Raw genomic sequence first — 14,519 nt, 5'->3', positions numbered from 1 at the left:
GCGCGTTCCGCAGGCTGGATGCATGTCCACGGGAAGCACTGTGATGAACGCGAATCCCCACGCCGCCTGCCTGTCGGGCGTGCACATGCGATACGGCAACACCGTGGCCCTGCGGGGTGTCGACCTGACGCTGGCACGTGGCGGCGTCACCGCCCTGCTGGGTCCGAACGGGGCCGGCAAGAGCACCGCGGTCGGGCTGTTGCTCGGCCTGCAGGCGGCGGATGCCGGCCGGGTCGAGGTGCTCGGCGGTTCGCCGCGCGCGCTGGCGGTCCGCCGCCGTGTCGGCGTGATGCTGCAGTCGGCGGGGGTGCAGGAAGCGCTGAAGGTCCGCGAACTCCTGGCGCTCACCCGCAGCTACTACCCGGCCCCCCGCAGCGTGGCCGACTGCGTGGCGCTGGCGGGGCTGGACGGCCTGATGGACCGGCGCTACGGGCAACTCAGCGGCGGCCAGCAGCGCCGCGTGCAGTTTGCGCTGGCGATCTGCGGCGACCCCGCGCTGCTGTTCCTCGACGAGCCCACCACCGGTCTCGACATCGAGGCCCGCCAACGCCTGTGGAAGGCGGTGCGCGCGCTGGTCGCCGACGGTTGCGCCGTGTTGCTGACCACCCATTACCTGGAAGAGGCCGAAGCCCTCGCGGACCGCGTGGTGGTGATCGACCGCGGGCGCGTGCTGGCCGAGGGCAGCGTCCCGGAGGTGCGTGCGCGCATCGGGCAGCGGCGCATCCGCTGCCTGTCCGCGCTGGCCGAGGGGGCGGTGCAGGCCTGGCCCGGCGTCGTGTCGGTGCAGCGCGACGGCGCGTGGCTCGAGATCCTGGCCGAACCCGCGGAGCCGGTCGTCCAGCGCCTGCTCGCTGAGGATGCGGCGCTGTCGGAGCTTGAAGTCCAGCGCGCCGGCCTGGCCGACGCGTTCCTGGCGCTGACCGGGGAGGAGGCCCGCGACGCCGCCCGTGCATCCATCGATGAAACCGACAGGAGGGCCGCCTGATGAATGCCTTGGAATCCGCCCATTACAGTCCTGCCCGTGCGTGGTGGCTGGAAGCCCGCTGCGAGGTCCTGCGCGTGTGGCGCACGCCCTCGTTCGCCCTGCCCACCCTGCTGTTCCCGCCATTGTTCTACCTGCTCTTCGGCGTGGTCCTCGCCTCCAGGGACGGGGCCCGCGCCGACGTGGCGGCCTACCTGCTGGCGACCTACGGCGTGTTCGGCGTCATGGGCGTCGGGCTGTTCGGGTTCGGCGTCAACGTCGCGATTGACCGCCAGCGCGGCCTGCTCACCCTCAAGCGCGCATTGCCGATGCCGCCGGGTGCCTACCTCGGGGCCAAGATGGCCTCGGCCATGCTGTTCGCGGCGATCTGCTCGGTCACGCTCGCGGTGCTGGGCGCGACCGTCGGCGGGGTGGACCTGTCGGCAGGGCAATGGCTGGCCCTGTTCGTGATCGACGTGCTCGGCGTGCTGCCGTTCTGCGCGATCGGCCTGTGGATCGGCAGTCGCGTCGGCGGTGACGGCGCACCGGCGGTGGTCAACCTCGTCTACCTGCCGATGGCGTTCCTGTCCGGGCTGTGGATGCCGCTGTCGATCCTGCCCGACGCCGTCGCGCGCCTGGCCCCGGCATGGCCGTCGTATCATCTGGCGCAGGTCGCGCTGGGCGTGGTCGGACGCGATGCCGGTGGTCCCGCGTGGCCGCACGTCGCGGTGCTGGTGGTGTTCACCGCGGTGTTCGCGGGCCTGGCCCTGCGCCGACTGGCACGCCGCGGGTGACCGCCATGGGAGGAGGGCTGATGTCGGGAACGTGGTGGCAATCGACGGTGCGCCAGGCGCTGCGCGTGCGCCGCCGGCTGGTGCCGGAGCACCTGGGCCACGGGTGGATGCCGTTCTACGGCCTCGCCTACCTGCTGTTCCTGTTCCTCCCGCTGGTGTTCGGCTTCCGCGCCGGGGCGTTGCGCGCGAACGCCGGGGGCGGGGTGCTGGTGGCCACGGTCGCCAGCGTGATCGTGTTCCTGCCGCTGTACTTCCAGGCCTATCGCACGCACGGCCTGCGCCAGGTCGCCTCCACCCTGGCGATCGCGGGCCTCGGGTACGCGCTGCAGCCGGCCAACAGCTTCTCCAACACGTACCTCATCTATGCCTGCGCTTTCCTGCCGGCGTGGCAGGCGCCGGTCTGGGTCCGGCTCGGGACGATGGTCGTCCTGTTGGCGGCGTACGCGGTCGAGCTGCACCTGCTCCGCTATCCGATGTTCATTCTCGGCCTGACGGTCCTGATCGCCGGCTCGGTGTTCTTCGGCAACCACTTCTACTACCGCGACCGGCAGAAGCAGGCGGCGCTGCGCCTGAGCCACGATGAGGTCAAGCGCCTGGCCGCCACCGCGGAGCGCGAGCGGATCGGCCGCGACCTGCACGACCTGCTGGGCCATACCCTGTCCCTGGTGGCCTTGAAGTCCGACCTCGCGGCACGGCTGGTGGAGCGCGATCCACGGGGCGCGCAACGCGAGATCGAGGATGTCAGCCGGGTCGCGCGCGAGGCGCTGTCACAGGTACGGCGCGCGGTGACCGGCATCCGCGCGGCCGGGATCGCCGCGCAGCTGGCGTCCTCGCGGCTGCTGCTCGAGACCGACGGGATCGCGTTCGACTACCGCGTCGACCTGCCGCCGTTGCCGGATGCCCACGAGACCGCGCTCGCACTCGCCCTGCGCGAATCCGTCACCAACGTGCAGCGCCATGCGCGCGCGCGGCGTGTCGAGGTGCGCCTGTGGCACGAGGCCGGCACGGTCCACCTCGGCGTGCAGGACGATGGACGCGGCAGCGACATCGAGCCCGGTACCGGACTCGCGGGGATGCGCGAGCGCATCGAGGCGGTCGGCGGGCACCTGTCGATCAGCTCCCGGCGGGGGCAGGGCACGCGCGTCGACGTGGTGCTGCCGCTGCCGGCGCCGCAGACGGGAGCCGATGCGGGCGATCGGGCCGAGGCGGCCATGGGCCACGTCGGGCGCATCTGGTAGCGTCCCTGGCATGAGCGAGGGCGATGGGGTGCCGATGATCCGCGTGGTGCTGGCCGAGGACCAGGCGATGGTGCGGGGCGCCCTGTCGGCGCTGATCGGCCTGGAGGACGACATCGAAGTCGTCGATGCAGTCGCCGACGGCGAGGCGGCCTGGCGTGCGGTCCAGGCGCACGCGCCCGACCTGCTGGTCACCGATATCGAGATGCCGGGCCTCACCGGCCTCGAACTGGCGCAGCGCATCCAGCGCCATGGCCTGGCGACGCGGGTGGTGATCGTCACCACGTTCGCCCGCGCCGGCTACCTGCGGCGCGCGCTGGAGGCGGGCGTCACCGGTTACCTGCTGAAGGATGCCCCGGCGGAGCAGCTGGCCGATGCGCTGCGCCGCGTGCACGGGGGCGGCCGGGCGATCGACCCGGAGCTGGCGCTGGAGGCCTGGGGCGATGTCGACCCGCTCAATGAGCGCGAGCGGCAGGTGTTGCGGCTGGCGGGCGATGGCCTGTCGGCCGGCGACATCGCGGCACGCCTGAACCTGTCGCAGGGCACGGTGCGCAATTACCTGTCGGAGGCGATCGGCAAGCTGGGCGTCAGCAACCGCATCGAGGCCTACCGGCTCGCCCGGCAGAAAGGCCTGCTGTAACTCAACCGCCGAACCGCCCCTTCAGCATCTCGAACGCCGAGCGCAGGCCCAGCGCCTCGCCGCCGGCCGGACGGCCCGGGCGGGCGTTGTCGCTCCATGCGTAGACATCGAGGTGCGCCCATGGACGGTTGTCCGGGACGAAGCGCTCCAGGAACAGCGCGGCGGTGACCGAGCCGGCCATCTTCGAGCCGGCATTGGCCATGTCCGCGATGTTGCTGGTCAGGTAGCGCAGGTACGGGCGCCACAGCGGCATGCGCCACAGCGGGTCGCGCAGGCGCTCGCCGGCAGACAGCCAATCGTTCGCCAGCGCCTCGTCGTTGCAGAACAGGGCCGGCAGGTCCGGCCCCAAGGCAATGCGGGCGGCCCCGGTCAGCGTCGCGAAATCCAGGATCAGGTCCGGTGCCTGCTCGCCGGCATAGGTCAGCGCGTCGGACAGGATCACCCGGCCCTCGGCGTCGGTGTTGTCGATCTCCACGTTGATGCCGCGGCGGGTCGCCACCACTTCGCCCGGGCGGAACGACTCCGGCCCGATGCTGTTCTCCACCGCCGGGACGATCAGGCTCAGCCGCACCGGCAGTTTCCGGGCCATCACCAGTTCGGCCAGGGCGATCGCGTGCGCGGCGCCGCCCATGTCCTTCTTCATGTTGCGCATGCCGTCGGCGGGCTTGATGTCGAGCCCGCCGCTGTCGAAGCACACGCCCTTGCCGACGATCGCCACGCGCGGCAGCGACTCATCGTCGCCCCAGTGCAGGCCGATCAGCCGCGGGGCGCGATGGCTGGCACGGCCGACCGCGTGGATCGCCGGGAAGTTTCGCGTCAGCAGGTCGTCGCCGCTGATGACTTCCAGCGTCGCACCGTGAGCCTGGGCGATCTCGCGCGCGATCTCCTCCAGCTGCAGGGGCCCCATGTGTTCGGTGGGCGTATTGACCATGTCGCGCACGCGGACGACCGCAGCCAGCACGTCGCGGGACTCGTCGCCGGTTTCGTCCACCACCAGCTGGGCGGCGGGGCGGGGCGCGTCCTTGTAGCGGGTGAAGCGGTAGCTGCCCAGGCCCCAGCCCAGCTCCAGTGCGGCCCGCGCGGGCGCATCCAGCTCGCTGGCCAGCTGCCAGCGGCGCGCGGGCAGGGCGAACGGGGCATGCCCGTACGCATACGGGTCCAGCGTGTCCTCGACGGCGATCAGGCCGGATGCGATCGCACCGTCCGCGCGCGGCAGCGTGCAGGCCGTGCCGGGCGAGCCGTCGAAGCCCTGCGCATCCAGCCAGGCGCGCACCGGCGCGGGCTGGCGGGCCCGCCACTCCACGAAACTCAGGCGGGTGACGACATGCAGCGGCAGGGCGTCGCGGGCGGTGGTGGTGAATCCGTCGGGCAGGTTCATGCGGCTTCGGTTTCCGTGGCGGAGTGTGCGTCCAGCCAGTCGGCCAGTGCGGCCAGGGAGCTGAACTCGAGGTCGGGTCGGAGGTCGGTGCGATCCCACGCGGCGTCCGTCCGGTTCAACCAGGCACTGCGCATCCCGGCCCGGTGGGCACCGGCGACGTCCATCTCGGGGTGGTCCCCGACATGCAGGACGTCGCCCGGCGCGCATCCCAGGCGCTCGCACGCGGCGTGGAAGATGCCCGGGTGGGGCTTGGCAGCCCCGTGTTCGCGCGCGCCGAGCTGGAACGCGAACAGCCGGTCGATGCCGATGGTCGCGAGATCGGCATTGCCGTTGCTCAAGGCGGCCAGTGGCCGGCGGGCGGCCAGGCGCACGAGTGCGGCCTCGGTGTCCGGGTAGAACTCGACCCGGTTGCGTTCGGCATGGAACACCTCGAAGGCGGCATCCGCGTGGGCGATGTCGTCGCCCGACGCCTGCATCGCCCGGACCAGGCTCAGGCGGCGCAGCTGGCTGAAGTCGTGGGCAAGGTCGGGGTGTTCGGCGAACACCTGCTCGCGCAGCGCGCGCATCGCCGGGATCGGAAACCGGTCCGCGGTCCGCGGGCAATGCCGCCGCAGCCAGTCGTCCAGGGTCCGTTCGACCCGCGCGCCGATCGGCGCGAAGGGCCACAGCGTGTCGTCGAGGTCGAGGGTGATCGCGCGGACGCGGAAGCTCATGCCCCATTCTAACCCGCCGCCGGGGCGAGCCCTCGGACGGCGCAGCCGCTACTCCAGCAGGCGGGCCCAGCCGTCGAGCCCTTCGATGCGCTCCAGCACCAGCTTGACGCAGACCACGATCGGTACCGCCAGCAGCAGGCCGACGATGCCCCACATCCAGCCCGCGACCATCAGGGCGAGCACCAGCACGAGCGGGGACAGGCGCATCCGCTGGCCGAGCACCACCGGCGTGATCACCTGGCCCTCGATGGTGTGGATCGCGAGGTACAGCCCGGCCGGCAGCAGCGACTGCCAGAGTGCGTCGAACGCGACGAAGCCCATCAGCAGCATCACCAGCATGCCGATCAGCGGGCCGACGTAGGGCGCGAAATTGAGGATCGCCGCCATCGTGCCCCACAGCAGGGCTTCGGAGAGCGGCACGCCGATGGCATACAACACGCCTGCCAGCACCAGCCCCATGGCGGTGTTGATGAGGGTGATCGTCAACACGTAGCGGGACATGGCCCGCTCGATCGAGTGCAGAATCTCCACCGTGACCTTCTTCTGCTGCCGGCCGGGCAGCAGCGCGAGCGCGCCGCGCACCAGGTGGTCCCCGTAGATCATGAAGAACAGCGTGAGCAGGATCACCGCGAGCACCTGCGCGGCCATCTTCGGGGTGGCGGTCAGGGAGCGGTAAGGGTCGTTGACCTCGGTGCGGACCACCTGCGGCGCGCGTCCTGTGTCGCCGCCCGCGGCCCGGGCGATGTCCGCCGCCACTTCGTTGGCATCCTGGACCGGCTTGGCCAGCTCGCGCAGCTTCGGCGCGAGGTCGCGCATCTCGCGCGGCACCTGGCGCATCCACTCCGAGGCGGGCTCCGCCAACTGCAGGGCCAGCAGGCCGGTGGCCCCCAGCCCGCCGATGACGATCAGCAAGGCGCCCAGGAAGCGCGGGATCCACAGCTTCTGCAGGCCACGCAGGATCGGGTTGCCGACCAGCGCGAAGAACATGCCCAGCAGGATCGGCAGGATCAGGCCCTGCGCCGCCCAGGCGGTGAAGGCGACGGCCAGCGTCGCCAGCACGATCATCGCGCTGGACGAGCGCGGCCGCGCGGGAGGCGGCGTGACGTCGGCAGGGGGGGCGGACGGCGGCGCCGGCGGCGTGTCGCTCATGGGACGGGCGGGTCACCGGCCGCCGCGGTGGCGGCGGTTGCCGTGGCCGCGTCGCTCGCCCGGGCGGCATGCGCGGCCATGTCGGCGGCGTCTTCGGCATCGTCCGCGGCCTGGCGTGCGCCGGTGCCGGCGAACAGGGTGGAGGCGACCGACACCAGGCGCAGCAGTCCACCACTGCGGGCGGCCACGCTCAGCGGCTGGGCCTTGCCGACCGCGAACCCGCTGACCAGGCCCGCCACGATGAGGCGGCCCGGGGTCCACATCGCCCGCCAGGATCGCTTCATCTGCCGCATGTCGGCGCTGAACGCGCGCTCATGCGCTTCCACCGCGTCCTCGGCCTGGTGCACTTTCTTGATCAGCTGGTCGAAACTCATCGCGGCTCCGTGTTGGCCGGCTCAGGGCGGCGTCACTTCCACGCCGCGCTCGTCCTTCGGCGGCTGGCCGTTGGCGTCGCGGGGCGGGTGGCGGGCGGTCTGCCGGGCGGACTCGGCCGAGTCCGCGGTGGGCATGAAGTCGGCGAGTTCACCGATGCCCAGCCGGGCCAGCTGGCGTCGCGTGGCCTGCATGCGGGTGTGCTCGAAGTAGCGCATCGCCTGCCAGCCGGCGAACCAGGTGACCAGGCAACTGGCGAGCGCGGTGGTGAGCACGGCCGCGGTCAGGCCCATGCCGAACTGGCGGTTGAGCACCGAGATCACCACCGCCATCAGCAGCAGCCAGGATGAGGCACCGAAGGCGATCGCCACGCCGGTGAAGGCGAGCGTCCGTCCAAGCGCGCTGCGGGCCAGGGAGAAGTCGGCGGACAGCAGCGAACGGAACGCACGGGTCGCGTCCAGCGCCGCCACCAGGCCCGCCCGCCCGGTCGCCCCCAGCTGTTGCAGGGCTTCGAGCAGGTCGGGCGGTACGGCGTCCTCGTCCGGTTGGGCGGCCTGTTCGCGCAGGCGTTCGGACTGCCGGGCCTCGCGTTCGCGCACCCGGGCCTTGAGTGCCTCGCGCTCCGCCTCGGACAGCCCCTTGTCGACCGACGGGGTCGCTTTCGGGGGAACCGGCTGCATCAAGGCTTACTTGCTGCCACGGGCCAGCTTGGCGATCACGAAGCCCGCCGCGAAGGCGACCGCGAACGAGGCCAGCGGGCGCTCGCGCACCAGCTCGGCGGCGCTGTCGACCAGGTCGCGGCTCTTGTCCATCAGCGCGTCCATCTGTTCCTTCGCCGCGCCGCTCAGGTCCTCCGCGGCGGCCAGCCCGGCCAGCGCGCCATCGGCGAGGTCGGCCTTCACGTTGGCCTTGCCCAGGCGCAGCTCGTCGGCGGCGGCGCCGGTCGCGCCCCGCATGGCCTCGGCCGTGTGGCTGGCGGCGGCCTTGGCATGGGTGCCGGCTTCGCCGAGGTGAGACTTCATCGATTCAGTGGAGGTCGGGCTCATGGAAATTCCTCTTGGGTGGGGTCAGCGCATCAATGCGTTGTACGGGCGTCCACCGCGCACGATGCGGAGCACCAACTGTGCCGGAGCCTGTGTGAAGCCCGTGCGGAAGCCGGCCAGGTCGTCGAAGCGGCCGCTGTTGGCGGCCACCACCACGTCGCCGGCCCGCAGGCCGCTGCCGGCCGCGCGGCTGCCCTCCTCCACGGACTCGACCAGGACGCCGTTGGCGCCGCTCTGGCGCAGGCGGGCCGGCAGTTCCGCGAAGGTGGCCCCGTCGAGGCGATCGTCGAGGTCGCCGCCCGCAATGGCGCGCGGCTGCGCCTGCAGGGGAACGGTGAGCTGCAGGCTGCGCGCCTTGCGGCGCACGTCCAGGGTCACCTGTTCGCCCACTGGCTGGAGGCCCTCGAAATTGCGCAGGGCGTCCGGGTCGTCGATGCGCTCGCCGTTGGCGGACACGATCACGTCGCCCACCTGCAGGCCGGCCTGCGCGGCGCCGGAGTCGCGGAACACCCGCGTCACCACCGCGCCCCGGGCCTCATCGATGCCCAGGCCGTCGGCCAGTTGCGGCGTCAGCGCCTGCGTCTCCACCCCCAGGGCCCCACGGATCACCACGCCGTCGTTCGCGATCAGCTGGTCCATGATGTTGCGGGCCAGGCCGATCGGGATGGCGAAACTCAGGCCGATGTTGCCGGCCATGCTTCCGCGCGGGTTGAAACTGGCGGTATTGATGCCGACCAGTTCGCCATCCAGGTTGACCAGTGCGCCGCCGGAGTTGCCGGGATTGATCGACGCGTCGGTCTGGATGAAGTTCTGGTAGCCGAGGCCGCGCAGGCCTGATCGGCCCACCGCCGAGACGATGCCCGAGGTGACGGTCTGGCCGATCCCGAACGGGTTGCCGACCGCGACCACGAAGTCGCCCACCTGCAGCCGGTCCATCGAGGCCAGCCGCAACGCCTGCAGGCCGTCCGCGCTCACCTGCATCAGCGCGACGTCGGTGTCGGGGTCCGATCCGACGAAACTCGCCGGGACCGTGCGGCCGTCGGACAGCGTCACCGCGACCTCGTCCGCGCCTTCGATCACGTGGTGGTTGGTCAGGATGTAGCCCTGCCGGGCATCGACGATCACGCCGGACCCCAGCGACTCGTTGATGCGCTCCTGGCTCAGCTCCGGGAACATGCGACGGAAGATCGGATCGTTGCCGAACGGGCTGGTGCGCACGCGCTGCTTGGTATGGACGCTGACCACCGCCGGGGTCACCCGGGACAGCATCGGCGCGAGCGAGGGCAGTGGCTGGCCGTCGACCACGGCAGGCAGGGCGCCGGTCGTGGCCGGCGCGACCGGCGATGCGGCCGGGGCGGCCTGGGCCGGCGGTTGCAGGCCATCGCGCAGGGCGGTGGCGGCAAATCCGCCGAAGGCAGCGGCCAGGGTCAGGGCGAGCAGGGTCTTGGCGGCGTTGGACATGGCAACCGGGCGTGGCGGACCGCGCGACGGCATACGCCGTGGGTGCGGCATGGGAAGGGTGGGCCCTACACGCGTTCCCCGGGCCCTCGTTCAGGTCCAGTCTCGCCCAGTCGCTATAAATGCGCCATGAAGTCCCGGCCGGGCCTGGAGTGACGACGTCGAAGCGCCTACCGTGCATGTGTCACGTTCCTGGCGTTCGAATGGGCCGGGGCCACCCCTGTCGGGGGACGGGGCATGCGCGGCGTGCATCCGGGAAAAAGGCGTTGACACCCCATCCCCCGGCGCGTAGTTTGGACCCCCGCGGCGACACAACATCTTGTGGTTGTGAAGGCCGCGGGAGCCCAAGCCTAGGGTTTTACAGTCCAGGGTTCTGCCCGGGTGCCGCCCGGGTGCCGCCCGACACCGAGGCCTGGGTTGGCTCGACGCCCGCATGGGGGTGTGGCGCGTGAAAGCATTGACCCGGTTCCAGCCGGTCGCACAACAGGATCGTCCGTGGCGCGGTTTCCGCAGCTGCGGGCATGCGCGTCGGTTCCCGACGACGTTGCCGCCGGGGGCCTCGGCCCCGGAATTCCCGACCGCAGGCGGCGCCGGGAACCACTCCGAAATGATTTGACACAAGAACCCTGGAGGCACGGCATGGCCGGGCCCGAGCGAGGAGACAGGAACAGCATGAGTACGGTGCGCCTCGAGGCAGTCAAGCCGGCGGCAAGGGACATCCAGTTGCAGCCTGCGTCCCTGGACATCTGGGACAAGAAGTACCGGCTGAAGACCAAGACGGGCGAGGCGGTGGACGCGGACATCGATGCGACCTACCAGCGGGTGGCGCGCGCGCTGGCCGATGCCGAGCCGGACACCGAGAAGCAGAAGTACTGGTACGAGCGTTTCGTGTGGGCGCTGCGCCGCGGGGCGATCCCCGCCGGCCGCATCACGTCCAACGCCGGTGCGCTGGAGCACAAGCCGGCCACCAGCACGATCAACTGCACCGTGTCCGGGACCATCCAGGACTCGATGGACGGGATCCTCGACAAGGTCCACGAGGCCGGCCTGACCCTGAAGGCGGGCTGCGGCATCGGCTACGAGTTCAGCACGTTGCGCCCGAAGGGTGCCTTCGTGGCCGGCGCCGGCGCGTATACCTCCGGCCCGATGTCCTTCATGGATATCTACGACAAGATGTGCTTCACCGTGTCCTCGGCCGGTGGCCGCCGCGGCGCGCAGATGGGCACCTTCGACGTGTCCCACCCGGACGTGAAGGACTTCATCCGCGCCAAGCGCGAGGACGGCCGCCTGCGCCAGTTCAACCTGTCGCTGCTGATCACCGACGGCTTCATGGAGGCCGTCGACCAGGATGCCGACTGGCCGCTGGTGTTCCCGCTCAGCAAGAAGGAAAAGACCGAGCTCGACCTCGACGACGCGTCGCAGGTGGTCTGGCGCGACTGGCCGACCCACCGCAACTACATCGTCCGCGACGACGGTCTGGTCGCCTGCAAGGTCTACGGGCACATCCGCGCGCGGCACCTGTGGGACATGATCATGGTCTCGACGTACGACTACGCCGAGCCGGGCTTCATCCTGATCGACCGCGTCAACGAGATGAACAACAACTGGTGGTGCGAGACCATCCGCGCGACCAACCCCTGCGGCGAGCAGCCGCTGCCGCCCTACGGCGCCTGCCTGCTGGGCTCGGTCAACCTGACCAAGTTCGTCCGCAACGCGTTCACCGACAAGGCCGAGTTCGACTGGGAGGAATACAAGGAGGTCGTCCGCGTCTTCACCCGGATGCTCGACAACGTCGTCGAGATCAACGGCCTGCCCTTGCAGCAGCAGCGCGACGAGATCATGCGCAAGCGCCGCCATGGCATGGGCTTCCTCGGCCTGGGCAGCACCCTGACCATGCTGCGCATGAAGTACGGCGAGGCCGACTCCTGCGAGTTCACCGAGCGCATCGCGAAGGAAATGGCGGTCGCCGGCTGGGAGATGGGCCTGGAGCTGGCGCGCGAGAAGGGACCGGCGCCGATCATGGTCGAGAACTTCGAAGTCACCGCCGAGATGCTGCGCAAGCGCCCGGAGATGGTGAAGGACGGCTGGAAGGTCGGGAAGCAGATCCCGGGCCGGGTGCTGCACGCGCGCTACAGCCGCTACATGCAGCGCGTCGCCGAGGCCGCGCCGAAGCTGGTCGACGAGCTGGCCGAGGTCGGCTGCCGCTTCACCCACCACAGCTCGATCGCGCCGACCGGCACGATCTCGCTGTCGCTGGCCAACAACGCCTCCAACGGCATCGAGCCCTCGTTCGCGCACCACTACAGCCGCAACGTGATCCGCGAGGGCAAGAAGTCGAAGGAGAAGGTCGACGTCTTCTCGTTCGAGCTGCTCGCCTACCGTGAGCTGGTCAACCCGAAGGCGATGCCGTTCAGCGAGGACGCCGAAGCGAAGCTCCCCGACTACTTCATCGCCGCCGACGACATCACCCCGAAGGCGCACGTGGACGTGCAGGCCGCGGCGCAGAAGTGGGTCGACAGCTCGATCTCCAAGACCGCGAACGTCCCGACGGACTACCCGTACGAGGACTTCAAGGACATCTACACCTACGCCCACAAGCAGGGCCTCAAGGGGTGCACCACCTTCCGTTTCAACCCGGCGGCCTTCCAGGGCGTGCTGGTGAAGGAGGCCGACCTCGAGAACACCCTCTATCGCTTCGAGCTGGACGATGGGCAGGTGGTGGAGGTCAAGGGCAACGAACAGATCGAGTACGACGGCGAGATGCACACCGCCGCCAACCTGTTCGACGCCCTCAAGGAGGGCTATTACGGCAAGTTCTGAGCCCCGTCGCGAACCGCAGCTGCTGCGGTTCGCCCGGTGCCCGAAGGCGGGGGCGGCCGTTACGCCCCGGGGTGGCGGCCACAGGGCGTCCGCCACCTGCCTCCACCGCCCGTCCGCGCGCAGCTTGATTGCATCCACGGCAGGTATAGCATCGCCCTCGGAACCCGGCCCCGGCCCGCGCCGCGACCCGGTGCTCCACGCAGTATCGACGCAGTTGTTTGACGTGTTTCCAGGCACCAGACGAAACGCCCGTGAGGAGGGCACATGAGCAACGGCAATGGAGTAACCGCAACCCTGTCGCAGATGGCGGAGGCCGCGTCGAGCGCCGGCAGCACCGTCTCGCACAAGGCCGAAGACGTCGTGAAGTCGGTCCGCAAGGCCGCCGCCCGCGCCCGCAAGAAAGCCCAGCAGAGCGCCGCGTCCGCGGGCAAGGCGGCGGGCGACGGCGCAGCGAAGGCACGCAAGGCCACCAAGTCGGCGGTCAAGAAGGCGAAGACGAAGCTGGCCGGCGCCAGCGCGAGCGCCAAGAAGGAGGCTGCGGCCCTGAAGGCACAGGGCGTCGGCAAGAAAGCCACCGCGAAGAAGAAGCCGGCAAAGAAGGCCGTGAAGAAGGCCGCGGCCAGGAAGACGGCGAAAAAGACCGCGAAGAAGGCGGCTGCGAAGAAGGCCGTCAAGAAGGCGACGGCGAAGAAGGCCGTGAAGAAGTCCGCCGCGAAGAAAGCCGTGAAGAAAGCCGTGAAGAAAGCCACGGCGAAGAAGGCCGCGAAGAAGACGGCCCGCAAGTCCGCGGCAAAGAAGGCCGTCAAGAAAGCCGCACCGAAGAAGACGGCCGGCAAGGCCGTGAAGAAGGCGCCCGCCAGGAAGGCCGCCGCGAAGAAGGCCGTCGCGAAGAAGGCGCCGGCAAAGAAGGCCGCGAAGAAGGCCGCGAAAAAGAAGTAAGCAATGCCCCGAGCCGTACCCCTCCCCCGCAGGTGGGGGAGGGGGTTCCGGAACATAGAGCAGCACGCACCACCGCAGGAGTTGGACCGATGACGGTCAAGATCGACAAGAAAATCAAGGGCTACAGCGTCGTCACCCCGGAGGACAAGGCCAGGCAGGCGGAAGCAGCCAAGGCCGAGGCCGTGCGCCGGGAGACCGCCGAAGCGGAAGCCCAGTCCGACAACGTCATCCAGATGCACGAGCGCATCGAGCGCCCCGAGACCCTGGTCGGTTCCACCTACAAGCTCAAGACGCCGCTGTTCGAGCACGCGCTGTACGTCACGATCAACGACATCGTGCTCAACGCCGGCAGCGAACACGAACACCGCCGTCCCTTCGAGATCTTCATAAACTCGAAGAACATGGACCACTTCCAGTGGATCGTCGCGCTGACCCGCATCATGTCCGCGGTGTTCCGCAAGGGCGGCGACGTGACGTTCCTGGTCGAGGAGATGAAGGCCGTGTTCGACCCGCGCGGCGGCTACTTCAAGGCCGGTGGCGTGTACATGCCCTCGCTGGTCGCCGAACTGGGCAGCATCGTCGAGGACCACCTGAAGTCCATCGGCATGATCAAGGACCCCGAGCTGAGCGAGGCCCAGCGCAGCCTGATCGCCGAGAAGCGCGCCGCCTACGCCGCCCTCGACTCAAAAAAAAACTCTGACGTAAGCGAACTGCCCCCGCGCGACGACCGCAGCGGCGAGCTGTTCCCAGAGCCGCGCGTGCGCGCCGAGCGCCGCGAAGAGGACGTCGAAGTCACCGGCGACGGCGGTGTGTCCTTCCCGCCCTCGGCCACGATGTGCCACAAATGCAGCACGAAGGCGCTGGTGATCATGGACGGTTGTGCGACCTGCCTGAACTGCGGCTACAGCAAGTGCGGTTGAGGGCCCTCGCGGCTGCACGTTGAAAAGCCAGGCATTGCCTGGCTTTTTTCATGGTCGACCGTCGTCTCGAATGAGGGCACCTCGAGGTGCGTCGGGC

General features: G+C 70.1%; 13 protein-coding genes and 1 pseudogene. 7 read left to right on the top strand and 7 right to left on the bottom strand.

What is annotated here, in order from left to right:
• Window positions 1-43: 43 nt before the first annotated feature.
• From H4F99_RS01320 to H4F99_RS01305, 4 genes are read left to right on the top strand one after another with little or no spacing between them, the layout of a single operon-like run.
• Window positions 44-985 (top strand): ABC transporter ATP-binding protein, encoded by a 942-nt coding sequence (locus tag H4F99_RS01320; RefSeq protein WP_182667904.1) that lies wholly within the window; start codon window positions 44-46, stop codon window positions 983-985.
• Window positions 985-1,755 (top strand): ABC transporter permease, encoded by a 771-nt coding sequence (locus H4F99_RS01315; RefSeq protein ID WP_182667903.1) that lies wholly within the window; start codon window positions 985-987, stop codon window positions 1,753-1,755. The genes H4F99_RS01320 and H4F99_RS01315 overlap by 1 nt, the downstream gene beginning before the upstream one ends.
• A gap of 20 nt (window positions 1,756-1,775) precedes the next feature.
• Window positions 1,776-2,993 carry a sensor histidine kinase gene (locus tag H4F99_RS01310; protein ID WP_182667902.1) on the top strand — a complete coding sequence of 406 codons (1,218 nt, stop codon included), beginning with the start codon at window positions 1,776-1,778 and terminating at the stop codon, window positions 2,991-2,993.
• A gap of 34 nt (window positions 2,994-3,027) precedes the next feature.
• Complete coding sequence (locus H4F99_RS01305; protein ID WP_182668124.1) at window positions 3,028-3,630, top strand: response regulator transcription factor; 603 nt, start codon at window positions 3,028-3,030, stop codon at window positions 3,628-3,630.
• Window position 3,631: 1 nt separating this feature from the next.
• Here the strand turns inward: H4F99_RS01305 and H4F99_RS01300 are convergent, their stop codons facing one another.
• From H4F99_RS01300 to H4F99_RS01270, 7 genes and pseudogenes are all read right to left on the bottom strand, one after another.
• Window positions 3,632-5,008, bottom strand: coding sequence for a leucyl aminopeptidase family protein (locus H4F99_RS01300; protein WP_182667901.1), 1,377 nt, complete (start codon window positions 5,006-5,008; stop codon window positions 3,632-3,634).
• Entirely contained in the window at window positions 5,005-5,721 is a 717-nt protein-coding gene (locus tag H4F99_RS01295; RefSeq protein ID WP_182667900.1) for an HAD family hydrolase, read from the bottom strand. The genes H4F99_RS01300 and H4F99_RS01295 overlap by 4 nt, the downstream gene beginning before the upstream one ends.
• Window positions 5,722-5,769: 48 nt before the next feature.
• On the bottom strand, window positions 5,770-6,870 hold the full coding sequence (locus H4F99_RS01290) for an AI-2E family transporter (RefSeq protein WP_182667899.1): 1,101 nt from the start codon (window positions 6,868-6,870) through the stop codon (window positions 5,770-5,772).
• Window positions 6,867-7,244: a hypothetical protein gene (locus H4F99_RS01285; protein WP_182667898.1), complete on the bottom strand. Its 378-nt coding sequence runs from the start codon at window positions 7,242-7,244 to the stop codon at window positions 6,867-6,869. The genes H4F99_RS01290 and H4F99_RS01285 overlap by 4 nt, the downstream gene beginning before the upstream one ends.
• A gap of 105 nt (window positions 7,245-7,349) precedes the next feature.
• Window positions 7,350-7,808, bottom strand: a pseudogene (locus H4F99_RS01280) (phage holin family protein); the annotation flags it as partial.
• Window positions 7,809-7,928: 120 nt separating this feature from the next.
• The gene (locus tag H4F99_RS01275; RefSeq protein WP_182667897.1) at window positions 7,929-8,288 is read right to left on the bottom strand and encodes a hypothetical protein; all 360 of its coding nucleotides are present in this window, start codon (window positions 8,286-8,288) and stop codon (window positions 7,929-7,931) included.
• Between the two features lie 21 nt (window positions 8,289-8,309).
• The gene (locus tag H4F99_RS01270) at window positions 8,310-9,746 is read right to left on the bottom strand and encodes a trypsin-like peptidase domain-containing protein (RefSeq protein ID WP_182667896.1); all 1,437 of its coding nucleotides are present in this window, start codon (window positions 9,744-9,746) and stop codon (window positions 8,310-8,312) included.
• A 669-nt stretch (window positions 9,747-10,415) separates the two neighbouring features.
• Here H4F99_RS01270 and H4F99_RS01265 point away from each other — a divergent pair.
• From H4F99_RS01265 to H4F99_RS01255, 3 genes are all read left to right on the top strand, one after another.
• Complete coding sequence (locus H4F99_RS01265) at window positions 10,416-12,563, top strand: adenosylcobalamin-dependent ribonucleoside-diphosphate reductase (RefSeq protein ID WP_182667895.1); 2,148 nt, start codon at window positions 10,416-10,418, stop codon at window positions 12,561-12,563.
• A gap of 264 nt (window positions 12,564-12,827) precedes the next feature.
• Window positions 12,828-13,502 carry a hypothetical protein gene (locus tag H4F99_RS01260; protein WP_182667894.1) on the top strand — a complete coding sequence of 225 codons (675 nt, stop codon included), beginning with the start codon at window positions 12,828-12,830 and terminating at the stop codon, window positions 13,500-13,502.
• 89 nt (window positions 13,503-13,591) lie between these two features.
• On the top strand, window positions 13,592-14,422 hold the full coding sequence (locus H4F99_RS01255) for a TSCPD domain-containing protein (RefSeq protein ID WP_182667893.1): 831 nt from the start codon (window positions 13,592-13,594) through the stop codon (window positions 14,420-14,422).
• The last annotated feature ends 97 nt before the right edge of the window (window positions 14,423-14,519 follow it).

It is taken from the genome of Marilutibacter penaei, from assembly GCF_014145395.1.
In the GTDB taxonomy this organism is placed as follows: domain Bacteria; phylum Pseudomonadota; class Gammaproteobacteria; order Xanthomonadales; family Xanthomonadaceae; genus Marilutibacter; species Marilutibacter penaei.
This window is presented reverse-complemented; position numbering and strand designations above follow the sequence as displayed.

Excerpts from the sequence above, each read along its gene's own strand:
- H4F99_RS01260 (WP_182667894.1), top strand. The coding sequence starts at position 12,828 with ATGAGCAACGGCAATGGAGTAACCGCAACCCTGTCGCAGATGGCGGAG.
- H4F99_RS01285 (WP_182667898.1), bottom strand. The coding sequence starts at position 7,244 with ATGAGTTTCGACCAGCTGATCAAGAAAGTGCACCAGGCCGAGGACGCG.
- H4F99_RS01300 (WP_182667901.1), bottom strand. The coding sequence starts at position 5,008 with ATGAACCTGCCCGACGGATTCACCACCACCGCCCGCGACGCCCTGCCG.
- H4F99_RS01265 (WP_182667895.1), top strand. The coding sequence starts at position 10,416 with ATGAGTACGGTGCGCCTCGAGGCAGTCAAGCCGGCGGCAAGGGACATC.
- H4F99_RS01295 (WP_182667900.1), bottom strand. The coding sequence starts at position 5,721 with ATGAGCTTCCGCGTCCGCGCGATCACCCTCGACCTCGACGACACGCTG.
- H4F99_RS01275 (WP_182667897.1), bottom strand. The coding sequence starts at position 8,288 with ATGAGCCCGACCTCCACTGAATCGATGAAGTCTCACCTCGGCGAAGCC.
- H4F99_RS01255 (WP_182667893.1), top strand. The coding sequence starts at position 13,592 with ATGACGGTCAAGATCGACAAGAAAATCAAGGGCTACAGCGTCGTCACC.
- H4F99_RS01310 (WP_182667902.1), top strand. The coding sequence starts at position 1,776 with ATGTCGGGAACGTGGTGGCAATCGACGGTGCGCCAGGCGCTGCGCGTG.
- H4F99_RS01270 (WP_182667896.1), bottom strand. The coding sequence starts at position 9,746 with ATGTCCAACGCCGCCAAGACCCTGCTCGCCCTGACCCTGGCCGCTGCC.
- H4F99_RS01305 (WP_182668124.1), top strand. The coding sequence starts at position 3,028 with ATGATCCGCGTGGTGCTGGCCGAGGACCAGGCGATGGTGCGGGGCGCC.
- H4F99_RS01290 (WP_182667899.1), bottom strand. The coding sequence starts at position 6,870 with ATGAGCGACACGCCGCCGGCGCCGCCGTCCGCCCCCCCTGCCGACGTC.
- H4F99_RS01320 (WP_182667904.1), top strand. The coding sequence starts at position 44 with ATGAACGCGAATCCCCACGCCGCCTGCCTGTCGGGCGTGCACATGCGA.
- H4F99_RS01315 (WP_182667903.1), top strand. The coding sequence starts at position 985 with ATGAATGCCTTGGAATCCGCCCATTACAGTCCTGCCCGTGCGTGGTGG.